This window comes from Geodermatophilus normandii, assembly GCF_003182485.1.
Taxonomy (GTDB): domain Bacteria; phylum Actinomycetota; class Actinomycetes; order Mycobacteriales; family Geodermatophilaceae; genus Geodermatophilus; species Geodermatophilus normandii.
Window position 1 is genome coordinate 3,375,649 of record NZ_QGTX01000001.1, and the last position, 12,076, is coordinate 3,387,724.

Here is a 12,076-nt window from a genome sequence, read left to right on the forward strand (position 1 = left end):
CTGCCCGCATGACCAGGACGGTGGGCGCGGACGACGTCACGGCGCGCACGACCGCGGCGGACGGCCCGGCCGTCGCCGCGCTCCGCGCCTCCTTCGAGGGGCAGGTCCTCACCCCCGCGGACGACGGCTACGAGGAGCACCGCCGCGTCTGGAACGGCTCGATCGACCGGCGTCCGGCCGTCATCGCCCGCTGCGCCGGCGTCGACGACGTCCGCACCGCCGTCCGCTTCGGCCGCGACTCCGGGCTGACCGTCGCCGTCCGGGGCGGGGGCCACAGCTTCCCGGGGTTGTCGACCGTCGACGGTGGGCTGCTGGTCGACCTGCGGCCGATGGCCGGCGTGCGCGTCGACCCGGACGCCCGGGTGGCCGGTGTCCAGGCCGGGGCCCTGCTGGGCGAGGTGGACCGGGCCACGCAGGAGCACGGCCTGGTGGTGCCGTCCGGGATCGTGTCCCACACCGGGGTGGCCGGGCTGACCCTCGGGGGCGGGATCGGCTGGGTCATGCGCCGCTACGGCCTCACCGTCGACTCCCTGGAGTCCGCCGACGTGGTGACCGCCGACGGGGAGTTCGTCCGCGCCGCGGAGGACGAGAACGCCGAGCTGTTCTGGGGGCTGCGCGGCGGCGGCGGCAACTTCGGCGTGGTCACCGACTTCCGGTTCCGCCTGCACCCCCTGGGGCCGCAGGTGATGGCCGGCGCGACCTTCTGGTCCATGGACGACGCCGAGCAGGTGCTGCGCTCCTACCGGGACTGGATCGACGGGTGCCCGGACGAGCTGATGACGATCGTCGTCCAGCGGCTCGCGCCGGCGCTGCCCGCCGTCCCGCCGGAGCTGGTCGGGCGGCCGGTCATCGCGGTCGCGGCCTGCTACGCCGGCGACGTCGACGAGGGCGAGGCGGTGCTGCGGCCGATGCGGAGGACCGGGTCGCCGGTCCTCGACCTGTTCGCGCCCACGCCGTTCCTGGCGCACCAGCAGATGTTCGACCCGTCGTTCCGGCACGGCTGCTGGTACCACGTCCGCTCCTGCGACGTCGCCGCGCTCTCCGACGAGGTCATCGGCGTGGTGGTCGAGCATGGCCGGCGCATCACCTCGCCGATGAGCAGCATCGCGCTGTGGCAGATGGGCGGGGCGGTGGCCCGCGTCGCCGACGACGCGACGGCGTTCAGCGGCCGCTCCGCCGGGTTCACCTTCAACATCAACGGCAACACGCCCACCGCGGCCGGGTTCGAGGACCAGCGGCAGTGGGCCCGCGACTACTGGACGGCCCTGGCGCCGTTCCACACGGGCGTCTACGTCAACTTCCTGATGGAGGAGGGCGGCGCCCGCGTCCGGCAGGCGTACGGGGAGGAGAAGCTCCGGCGGCTCACCGCGCTCAAGCGCGCGTACGACCCGGGCAACCTGTTCCGGCTCAACCAGAACGTCCCCCCGGGCTGAGCGCCCCTCGCAGGGGAGCCCAGCCGGGGAGGTCGGCGGCGGTCATGCCGCCGGGGTGGCCGGGCGGCCACTGGACCAGCTCGATGCGGGTGCCGTCGGGGTCGGTGACCCACGCGGCCAGGAAGTCCGCCGAGCCGTCCGGGGACGTCGGCGGCTCGACGTCGACGCCCTGCCCGGCCAGCGCGGCGACGAGCGCGGACATCGACTCCACGGCGACGACGAGGTGGCTGAGGACGGTGCCGGGCCGGACCGCGGAGCCGGCGGGGTCGTGCACGAGCTCGAGGCTGACGAACGGGTCACCGGGCAGCCGGAGCATCGTCAGGTGCCCGATCCCCGTCCGGGGGACCTCGCCGGCCACCTCGTAGCCGAGCGCGGTGTGGAAGGCGAGCGACCGCTCGATGTCGGTCACGCGCAGGCCCACGTGCAGCGTCCTCATCGGTCCTCCCGGGAGTCGCGGGGTGGTGTCCCTGCCAGGGGACCGTCCCGGCGCCGGGGACTCATCGGGGGCTTGACCTCGAGTCGGCGTGAACCACGAGCCTGGGCCGTGACGGGGACCCGTCTCGCGCAGAACTCGCTCGCGTCCGATGAGTCCCCGGCGGAGAGTCCGTCACAACCCGCAGAGACGTCCTGCTGCGCTCGAGGTGAGGAAGCCGATGACCACACAGACACCACTCGCCATCGAGGCGAGCGGGCTCGGGAAGTCCTTCGGAACGACACGTGCCGTCGACGGGGTCGACCTCGCCGTCTCGGCGGGCACGATCTACGGGGTGCTCGGCCCCAACGGCGCGGGGAAGACGACCACGATCCGCATGCTCGCCACGCTGATCGCGCCCGACGCGGGCAGCGCCCGGGTGCTGGGCCACGACATCGTGACCGAGGCCGACACGGTGCGCGAGCTCGTCAGCCTGACCGGCCAGCTCGCCTCCGTCGACGAGGAGCTGACCGGCCGGGAGAACCTCGTGCTGCTCGGCCGCCTCCTCGGCTACTCCCGGGCCGGCGCCCGGGACCGTGCCGACGAGCTGCTGGACGCCTTCGACATCGCCGAGGCCACCGGCAGGCTGGTCAAGCACTACTCGGGCGGCATGCGCCGGCGGCTGGACATCGCGGCGAGCATCGTCGTCACCCCGCGGCTGATGTTCCTCGACGAGCCGACGACCGGGCTGGACCCCCGCTCGCGCAACCAGGTCTGGGAGATCGTCCGCGCGCTGGTGGCCGAGGGGACGACGATCCTGCTCTGCACCCAGTACCTCGAGGAGGCCGACCAGCTCGCCGACGGCCTCGCCGTGATCGACCGGGGCCGGGTCATCGCCGAGGGCACCCCCGGCAACCTCAAGGCGTCGGTCGGCACCGGCTCCCTGCAGGTCCGGCTGCTCGACCCCCGGCGCCGCGCCGAGGCCGCCGAGAAGCTCGAGCGCGCGGTGGGCCCGGTGGTGCTGGAGCCGGACCCGGCGGCGCTGTCGGCCGTCGGCGCGGACGCCGAGCGGGCGGCGATCGCCGTCGCCGAGCTCGCCACCGCGGGCATCCCGCTGGCGCACTTCTCGCTGCAGCAGCCGAGCCTCGACGAGGTCTTCCTCGCCCTCACCGGCCACGCGGCCGACGACGCCGACGACGCGTCCCGGCCCTCCGACACCCTGCAGGAGCACGCGTCATGACCGCCACGACCCGCACGACCGGCTCCGCCGACACCGCGGCGGTGCGCCGGGCCATCTCATCCACACCGCGCCCGCAACGCCCCGGCCGGCTCTCGGCCGCGCTGGTCTTCGGCTGGCGGGGCATGCTCAAGGTCAGGCACGTGCCCGAGCAGCTGCTCGACGTCACCGTCACGCCGGTGATGTTCCTGCTGCTGTTCACGTACCTGTTCGGTGGCGCGATCGCCGGGTCCACCAGCGCCTACCTCGACTACACGCTCCCCGGGCTGCTCGTCATGTCGGTGCTGTTCACGACCGTCTACTCGGGGATCTCGCTCAACACCGACCTGACCAAGGGCGTCGTCGACCGCTTCCGCTCGCTGCCGATCTGGCGGCCGGCGCCGCTGCTCGGCTCGCTGCTCGGCGACAGCGTCCGCTACGTGGTCGCCGGCACGGTGATCATCGTCGTCGGCGTGGCGCTGGGCTTCCGGCCCGAGGGCGGGTTCGCCGGGACGGTCGCGGCCCTGGCGCTGGTCGTCGTGTTCTCGTTCGGGCTGTCGTGGGTCTTCTCGGTCCTCGGGCTGCTGATGCGCTCCCCGAACGCGGTGATGAACGCCGGCTTCATGGCGATCTTCCCGCTGACCTTCCTGTCCAACGTCTTCGTCGACCCCGCCACGCTGCCCGGCCCGCTCGAGGCCTTCGTCGACGTCAACCCCATCTCGGTCCTCGCCACCGCCTCGCGGTCGCTCATGGCCGGGGAGCTCGACGGCGTGGCGGTCGTCGTCTCCCTCGCGGTGGCGGTGCTCCTGGCCGCGGTGTTCCTGCCGCTGACGACGCGGCTGTACCGCAGCCGCTGAGTCCCGGGCCGCGCCCACGACGGGAGGACCCCCACGGCCGACGGCCGTGGGGGTCCTGCGCTGCGCCCGGTGGGAGCTCAGAAGGGCGGGTCCTCGCTGCCGGCGCCGACCGGCACCGCCCAGGGGTCGGGTGAGTCACCCCGCCCGGCTCCGGTGCGGCCGTCGCCGGCGCCGTCCCCACCGCCGGAGCCCCCGCCGGGACCGTCCCCGGACCGGGAGGCCCGGGTGACCGTCGCCGTCGCGTACCGGAGGGACGGGCCGATCTCGTCGACCTCGAGCTCGATGACGGTCCGGTTCTCGCCCTCCTTGGTCTCGTAGGAGCGCTGCTTGAGGCGGCCCTGGGCCATCACCCGCGAGCCGCGGGTCAGCGACTCGGCGACGTTCTCCGCCGCCTGCCGCCACACGCTGCAGCGCAGGAAGAGCGGCTCGCCGTCCTTCCACTCCTGGGTCTGGCGGTCCAGCGTGCGTGGCGTGGACGCGATGGTGAAGTTGGCGACCGCCGCGCCCGAGGGCGTCCAGCGGAGCTCGGGGTCACTGGTCAGGTTGCCAATGACGGTGATGACTGTGTCGCCGGCCATGATCCGGTCCTCCGTGTCGTCGGTGCATCGCTCAGGTGAGCGTCTGGAGGCTAGGGGGACCGGCTGACAGTCCTGTGTTCCCCGCCACCGGGAGGCCGCGTCCCAGGGCGGGCGGGGCCGAACTGTCCCCGGTGCCTGTGAGCATCGGGAGTCGGACGGCGGCGAGCGGGAGGACGGCGGGTGGCGGAGGCGCGGACCGGGACGGTCCTGGAGGCGACGCTGGAGCGGATCACGTACGCCAACGCCCAGACCGGCTACACCGTCGCCCGGGTGGACACCGGGCGGGGCGGCGACCTGGTCACCGTGGTCGGCTCCCTCCTCGGCGTCCAGCCGGGGGAGACCCTGCGGCTGCAGGGGCGGTGGGCGGCGCACCCCCAGTACGGCCGGCAGTTCGTGGTCGAGGACCACACCACGGTGCTGCCCGCCACCGTCCAGGGCATCCGCCGCTACCTGGGGTCGGGGCTGGTCAAGGGGATCGGCCCGCGGCTGGCCGAGCGGATCGTCGACCACTTCGGCACCGACGCGCTGCGGGTGATCGAGGAGGAGCCGGCGCGGCTGGCCGAGGTCCCGAACCTGGGCCCGAAGCGGACGCGGCTGATCACCGAGGCCTGGGAGGAGCAGCGGGCCATCAAGGAGGTGATGGTCTTCCTGCAGGGGGTGGGCGTGTCCACCTCGCTGGCCGTGCGCATCTACAAGCAGTACGGCGGCGCCTCGATCGGCGTGGTCCGGACCGAGCCCTACCGGCTGGCCGCCGAGGTGTGGGGGATCGGGTTCCGCACCGCCGACACGATCGCGGCCGCGGTCGGGATCCCGCACGACAGCACCCAGCGGGTCGAGGCGGGCGTGCAGTTCGTGCTCTCCGAGGCGACCGGGCAGGGGCACTGCTTCCTGCCCGAGGCCGACCTGGTCGCCCGGTCGGTGGAGATCCTGCAGGTCCCCGCCGTCCTGGTCGGTCACTGCCTGGCCCTGCTCGTCGCCGACCAGGGCGTCATCCGCGACGAGCTCCCCCGGGCGGACGGGCAGCCTCCGACGGTCGCCTACTACCTCGTCCCGTTCCACCGGGCGGAGGTCTCCCTGGCCGCGGGGCTCCGGCGGCTGGCGACCGCCGGCGTCGACCGGATGCCCGCGTTCGCCACCGTCGACTGGGACGCCGCGCTGGGCTGGCTGCACCGGCGCACCGGCGTGGACCTGGCGCCCGGCCAGCAGGAGGCCGTGCGCCTGGCGCTCACCGAGCGGGTCGCCGTCCTCACCGGCGGGCCCGGCTGCGGCAAGAGCTTCACGGTCCGCTCGATCGTGACCCTCGCGGCGGCCAAGGGCGCGCGGATCGTGCTCGCGGCGCCGACCGGCCGGGCGGCGAGACGGCTGAGCGAGCTGACCGGCGTCGGGGCGGTCACGGTGCACCGGCTGCTGGAGCTGCGTCCCGGCGGGGACGCCGGCTTCGACCGGGACCGGCCGCTGGAGGCCGACCTGGTCGTCGTCGACGAGTCCTCGATGCTGGACCTGCTGCTGGCCAACAAGCTGGTGCGGGCCGTCCCGCCGGGCGCGCACCTGCTCCTGGTCGGCGACGTCGACCAGCTGCCGTCGGTCGGTGCCGGCGAGGTGCTGCGCGACCTGCTCGCCGAGGGCACCCCCGTCCCGCACGTGCGCCTGACCCAGGTCTTCCGGCAGGCCAGCCGGTCGGGGGTGGTGACCAACGCCCACCGCATCAACGCCGGCACCGTGCCCGAGGTCCGCGGCCTCGACGACTTCTTCCTCTTCGCCACCGACGACGCCGAGGAGGCCGCCCGGCTCACCGCGGACGTCGTGGTGCGCCGGATCCCGGCCCGGTTCGGCCTCGACCCCCGCCGGGACGTGCAGGTGCTGACCCCGGTCCACCGCGGGCCCGCCGGCGCCGCCGCGCTGAACGAGCTGCTGCAGGAGGCCCTCACCCCGGCCCAGCCCGACCGGCCCGAGAAGCGGTTCGGCGGCCGGGTGTTCCGCGTCGGGGACAAGGTCAGCCAGATCCGCAACGACTACGACAAGGGCCGCAACGGCGTCTTCAACGGGACCCAGGGCGTCGTCACCGCGATCGACACCGTCGAGCAGACCGTCACCGTCCGCACCGACGAGGACGAGTCGATCGTCTACGACTTCGGGGAGCTCGACGAGCTGGTGCACGCCTACGCGGTCACCGTCCACCGCTCCCAGGGCAGCGAGTACCCGTGCGTCGTCATCCCGCTGACCACCAGCGCCTGGGCGATGCTGCAGCGCAACCTGCTCTACACCGCGGTCACCCGCGCCAAGCGGCTGGTCGTGCTCGTGGGCTCGCCGCGGGCCCTCGGCCAGGCCGTGCGCGCCGCCGGCTCCGGACGCCGGCACACCGCCCTGGCCCACCGCCTCCGCGGCCGGGCGTCCGCTGCGGGGGCCGCCGCGGCCTGACCGGCGCGGTGGGCTGTTCGCCGGGAGCGAACGCCCGGAGCCGGCGAGGCCAGGTGTCAAGCCGACACGCCGTTTCTGTCGGTACCCATTCGTAGTGTCCGGGGTGACATCTTCCCCGTGTCACAAGGAGTTCCCCCATGACCGTCCCCGGTCTCAAGACCCGCAAGCCCACCGGCCGCGTCCCGTGGCCGTGCATCCTCCTCGAGGGCGAGGAGAAGGCAGGCAAGAGCTGGGCGCTGGCCCAGTTCAGCGCCTCGGACAAGATCGGCGCGCTGTACTGGATCGACCTCAACGAGGGCGCCGGCGACGAGTACGGCGCGATCCCGGGCGCCCGGTACCAGCTCATCGAGCACGACGGCTCCTACGCGGCGGTGCTCGCCGCCGTCCAGGCGGTCAAGGCCGAGGCCCGCCGCGCGGCCGACGCCGGCCAGCCGCCGGTGGTGCTGGCCATCGACACCGGCTCGGCGATCTGGGACGGCCTGAAGGACTGGGCCAGCGACCGCGCCGCGAGGTCCGCGCGCAACCGCGAGCTGCTCAAGCGCGACCCCAACGCCGAGGTGACGATCAGCCAGAACCTGTGGAACGACGCCGGCTCCCGCTGGCGCAAGCTGCAGACCGAGCTGCTCACCTTCCCCGGCATCGTGGTCGTCACCGCCCGCGGCAAGGAGGTCACCGAGGTCGACGCCAACGGCCGTCCGATCGAGGGGCAGAAGACCTGGTCGGTGCAGACCCACCGGGAGTTCCCCTACGCGGCGTCGGTCTGGATGCGGCTGCGTCGCGGGCGCCGGCCGCTGATCGTCGGTGCGCGCAGCGTGCACGTCGGCATCAAGCCCAACAGCGACCCGGCGCGGGAGGTCACCGACTCCGCGGCCACCGGCCGGCTGCTGGAGTGGCTGGTCTTCGACGCCCTCAAGTGCGACCCGGGCACCGCGCACGTGCGCGACCTCGTCTCCTTCCACGGCGGCGGGCTGCTCGAGCACGAGCGCACCGAGCAGGTGGCCGGCGACCGCCCCGCGGCCCGGGCGGGCGGACGCGGCGAGACCGACGTCGCCGACCTGGTCGCGCGGATCGGTGACGCCCGCGGCGACGACGAGCTGCGCGAGGTGTGGACGGAGGCCAACCGCACCGGCCTGCTGCAGGCCGAGGTGGCGACCCCCGGTGGCCCGTACACGGTCGCGGAGCTGATCCGGGCCCGGCACGAGCAGCTGCTCGAGGCGGCGGTGAAGGCCCACCCCGCCGGCCGGCGCCGGGTCGCGGCGGGCGACCCGTCGGCTCCGCAGACGCCCCCCGCGGTGGTCCAGGCCGCCCAGGCCGCCGCCGCGGCCGCGCAGGCCGCGATGGCGGCTCCCCGTCCGGAGGAGACCGGCGGGGAGGCTCCGCCGGCGAACCCGCTGCTGGAGCCCTCGGCGACCCCCGACGACCCGAAGGACCGCCGGTCCACCGCGGCCCGCCGGGGCGTGCTCGCCAGCCTCGAGGCGCTGGGCGTGACGGAGGAGCAGATCGCCGACCGCTTCGGCCGGCCGGTCGAGCACGTGGCGACCAAGCGGCTGACCGCCCTGGTGCGCGTGGTGATCGCCGCGCAGCGCAACGGCGCCGACGACCGCGCGGACGTCGCCTGACCCGTGTCGAGGGAGCGGGGCCGGTCCCCGGCCCCGCTCTCCCGCCCCGACCGAGGAAGACGCGATGACCGCCGTCCTGCCCGACCGTCCCAGCGCCGCCGAGCGGCGGGCCGCCCCGAGCCTGGCCGCGGCGGTCCGCGACCTCGACCGCCGCCGGTCCCGCTCCCGCCAGCGGATGATCGGCGCCTCCGAGCTCGGCGAGTGCCGCCGCCGCGCCGCCTACCGGATCGCCCGGCGCCGCCCGACGAACACCGCCACGGGCCTGCAGGCCTTCATCGGCACCGAGCTGCACCGCGGGGTGCTGCGGGCGCTGCGGCGCGAGTACGGCGGGCTGACCGAGGTCGGCCTCCGGGGCGAGCAGGTCAAGGGCCGGTGCGACTGGTACCACGCCCCGGTCGTGGAGGACCTCAAGACGACGTCGCGGTTCGGCTTCGAGCGGGTCCTCACCCGGGGGGTCCCCGTCCGGCACTGGTTCCAGGTGGCCGTCTACGGCTGGCTGCTGCGGACGGGGCAGACCGCCGACCGCAGGGTGCCGGCCGGCACCGGGCAGGAGGTCGACGGGCTGCGCCTGCGCTACCTGTCCCGCGACTCCGGCGAGGACGTCGTCTTCGAGGCCGACGCCGACCCGGCCCTGACCGCCGAGGCCCTCATGTGGCTCACCGACGTCTACGGCACCGTGGAGGACGAGGGCGTCGACGCCGTTCCCCGCGACGGCTTCGGCCCCGGCGTGGACGCCATGTGCGACTGGTGCCCGTTCCTCGACCTGTGCTGGGGCCCCCCGGTGGACGAGGAGACCGAGGGCGAGGTCTCCCGCCAGTCCCGGCTGACCGTGACCGACGAGGACTACGTGGCCGCCGTCCGCGACTACGACAGCTGGCGGGCGTTGGAGAACGAGGCCAGGCGCCACAAGGAGTACGCCCGGGAGCTGCTGCGCGGGCGGTCCGGGCCGGCGGGCGACCTGCACTGCGAGTGGTCCGGCGGCGGCCTGCGCACGCAGGTCGACAAGGACGCCGCGGTCGAGCGGCTCGCCGAGCTCGGCGAGGTCGTCCCCACCCGGAGGACCCGCACCCCCCGGACGATCCGCGTCACGCGCACCGGTGTCCGGCCGGATCCCGGGGAGTCCCCGTGACCACCGTCGCCACGTCCCGGCTGCCCGCGGGGGAGCCGGTCCTGACCACCGACGTCATCGGCACGGACTTCGGCCTGCCGCTCGTCCGGCCGAGCCGGACGACACGGGGGAGCCGGGTCCGGGTCGTGCGGTCGCGGTGCCGGGCCCACGGGGGCGTGGTCGTGTGGTTCACCGACGGCACCAAGACACCGCCCATCCACGGGCGCACGGCGTGGATCGTCGCCGGGCCCGGGCCGCAGGAGCCCACCGCCGGCGCGGCGGCCCCCACCCCGCCCGGCTGAGCCCCGCCCGGCTGGACCCCGCCCGGCTGGACTCCGCCCGGCTGGAATCCGCCCGGCTGGACTCCACGAGGGCGCCGGAGACCGTTGTCCGCAGCAGCGGTGGGGGCGATCCTGGTCCATGGCGTCGAACCCGTCGTACGAGCAGTCGAAGCAGGTCGCCGAGGCCAGTCGCGAGACGGAGTGGACCCAGCCGTCGTTCGGCAGGGAGCTCTTCCTCGGCCACTTCCGCCTGGACCTGATCCACCCCCAGCCGGAGCCCGATCCGGTCGCGGTCGAGAAGGGCGAGGCGTTCCTCGAACGCCTCCGCGTCTTCCTCGTGGACCACGTCGACCGCCGCCGGATCGAGCGCGAGGCCAGGATCCCCGACGAGGTCCTCGAGGGACTCAAGGCCATCGGCGCGCTCGGCATGAAGATCCCCGAGGAGTACGGGGGGCTCGGGCTCAGCCAGGTGTACTACAACCGGGCGCTGGCCCTGGCCGGCACGTGGCACTCGTCGATCTCCACGCTGCTGTCCGCCCACCAGTCGATCGGCCTGCCCGAGCCGCTGCGCCTGTTCGGCTCCGAGGAGCAGAAGCGCACGTGGCTGCCGCGGCTGGCCACGGACCACGTCTCGGCGTTCCTGCTCACCGAGCCGGACGTGGGCTCGGACCCCGCGCGCATGAGCACGACCGCGGTCCCGACCGAGGACGGCACGGGCTACCGGATCACCGGCACCAAGCTGTGGGGGACCAACGGCGTCATCGCCGACGTCGTCGTCGTGATGGCGGTCGTCCCCCGGTCGGAGGGCCACCGGGGCGGCATCACGGCGTTCATCTGCCCGTGCGACCGCCCGGGCGTCACGGTGGAGCACCGCAACGAGTTCATGGGGCTCCGGGGCATCGAGAACTCGGTGACCCGCTTCGACGGCGTCCTCGTCTCCCGGGACGACGTCATCGGCGGCGAGGGCAGGGGGCTGCGGATCGCGCTCACCACGCTCAACACCGGCCGCCTGTCACTGCCCGCCATCTGCGCGTCGACGGCCAAGTACTCCCTGAAGGTCGCGCGGGAGTGGTCGACCGAGCGCCGGCAGTGGGGCCGGCCCATCGGCGAGCACGACCCGATCGCGCAGAAGGTCGCCTGGCTGGCCGGCACCGCGTTCGGCCTGGAGGCGGTGCTCGACGTGTCGAGCCGGCTCGCCGACGACAAGCGCAACGACATCCGCATCGAGGCCGCGCTGGCCAAGCTCTACGCGTCGGAGCTCGGCTGGACCGCCGCCGACGAGATGGTCCAGGTCCGGGGCGGCCGCGCGTTCGAGACCGCCGAGTCGTTGGCCCGGCGGGGTGAGAAGCCGGTGCCGGCCGAGCAGGTGCTGCGCGACATGCGCATCAACCGGATCTTCGAGGGATCGACGGAGATCATGCACCTGCTGATCGCCCGCGAGGCCGTCGACCAGCACCTGGCGGTGGCGGGCGACGTGCTGCGGACCGACCTCGGCCTGGCCTCCCGGGCGAGGGCCGCGGCACGGGCCGGGGTGTTCTACGCCCGGTGGTTCCCGACGCTGACGACGGGCGCCGGCCAGCGCCCGGGCTCCTTCGCGGAGTTCGGCGACCTGGCCGGGCACCTGCGCTACGTCGAGCGCTCCGCGCGCAGGCTCGCCCGGGCCACCTTCTACGCGATGGGCCGCCACCGCGCCCGCCTCGAGCGGAAGGGCGCGCTGCTCGGCCGGATCGTCGACGTCGGCGCCGAGCTGTACGCGATGGCCTGCGCCTGCGTCCACGCCGACACCCTCGCCCGCGAGCACCCCGACCGCGGGCAGGAGGCCGTCGAGCTCGCCGACCTGTTCTGCCGCCAGGCCCGCCGTCGTGCCGACCGGCTGTTCTCCGAGCTGCGGGCCAACGACGACGAGGCCCAGTACCGGGTCGCCCAACGGGTGCTCTCCGGCCGCTACGCCTGGTTCGAGCACGACGTGCTGGACCCCGCCGGGGACGGCCCGATGATCCCGGCGCCCGCGGAGCCGGCCGCCGAACCGCTCGGGGACCCGCAGGCCGCGCCCCGGGTGGAGGCGACGGCCGCCCGGTAGGGCTCCTCCCGACCCGGGTCACGCGGCGGCTCGTCCCCACGCGGCGGCTCGTCCCCACGCGGCGGCTCGGAGCT

The 12,076-nt window shown here is 74.7% G+C and carries 10 protein-coding genes; 8 read left to right on the top strand and 2 right to left on the bottom strand.

Annotation, left to right across the window (positions count from 1 at the left end; all coding sequences use genetic code 11):
• The first annotated feature begins 8 nt into the window (after positions 1-8).
• Positions 9-1,433, top strand: a complete 1,425-nt coding sequence (locus JD79_RS16395; RefSeq protein WP_110006387.1) for an FAD-binding oxidoreductase — start codon at positions 9-11, stop codon at positions 1,431-1,433.
• Here the strand turns inward: JD79_RS16395 and JD79_RS16400 are convergent.
• A complete protein-coding gene (locus JD79_RS16400; protein ID WP_110006388.1) occupies positions 1,408-1,869 on the bottom strand; it encodes a VOC family protein in 462 nt (153 codons plus the stop codon). The two genes, JD79_RS16395 and JD79_RS16400, sit on opposite strands and share 26 nt — an antisense overlap.
• A 217-nt stretch (positions 1,870-2,086) precedes the next feature.
• Here JD79_RS16400 and JD79_RS16405 point away from each other — a divergent pair, with 217 nt between their 5' ends.
• A complete protein-coding gene (locus JD79_RS16405) occupies positions 2,087-3,085 on the top strand; it encodes an ATP-binding cassette domain-containing protein (RefSeq protein WP_110006389.1) in 999 nt (332 codons plus the stop codon).
• Positions 3,082-3,918, top strand: a complete 837-nt coding sequence (locus tag JD79_RS16410; protein ID WP_110006390.1) for an ABC transporter permease — start codon at positions 3,082-3,084, stop codon at positions 3,916-3,918. The genes JD79_RS16405 and JD79_RS16410 overlap by 4 nt, the downstream gene beginning before the upstream one ends.
• Positions 3,919-3,995: 77 nt before the next feature.
• Here the strand turns inward: JD79_RS16410 and JD79_RS16415 are convergent, their stop codons facing one another.
• A complete protein-coding gene (locus JD79_RS16415) occupies positions 3,996-4,496 on the bottom strand; it encodes a single-stranded DNA-binding protein (RefSeq protein ID WP_110006391.1) in 501 nt (166 codons plus the stop codon).
• A 180-nt stretch (positions 4,497-4,676) separates the two neighbouring features.
• Between JD79_RS16415 and recD2 the strand changes: the two genes are divergently transcribed.
• From recD2 to JD79_RS16440, 5 genes are all read left to right on the top strand, one after another.
• A complete protein-coding gene (gene recD2 / locus JD79_RS16420; RefSeq protein WP_110006392.1) occupies positions 4,677-6,914 on the top strand; it encodes an SF1B family DNA helicase RecD2 in 2,238 nt (745 codons plus the stop codon).
• Positions 6,915-7,051: 137 nt separating this feature from the next.
• Complete coding sequence (locus JD79_RS16425) at positions 7,052-8,533, top strand: hypothetical protein (RefSeq protein WP_110006393.1); 1,482 nt, start codon at positions 7,052-7,054, stop codon at positions 8,531-8,533.
• Positions 8,534-8,597: 64 nt separating this feature from the next.
• Positions 8,598-9,662 (top strand): PD-(D/E)XK nuclease family protein, encoded by a 1,065-nt coding sequence (locus JD79_RS16430; RefSeq protein ID WP_110006394.1) that lies wholly within the window; start codon positions 8,598-8,600, stop codon positions 9,660-9,662.
• Complete coding sequence (locus tag JD79_RS16435) at positions 9,659-9,943, top strand: hypothetical protein (protein ID WP_110006395.1); 285 nt, start codon at positions 9,659-9,661, stop codon at positions 9,941-9,943. The genes JD79_RS16430 and JD79_RS16435 overlap by 4 nt, the downstream gene beginning before the upstream one ends.
• Before the next feature lie 118 nt (positions 9,944-10,061).
• Positions 10,062-12,002, top strand: coding sequence for an acyl-CoA dehydrogenase family protein (locus JD79_RS16440; protein WP_110006396.1), 1,941 nt, complete (start codon positions 10,062-10,064; stop codon positions 12,000-12,002).
• Positions 12,003-12,076: the final 74 nt, after the last annotated feature.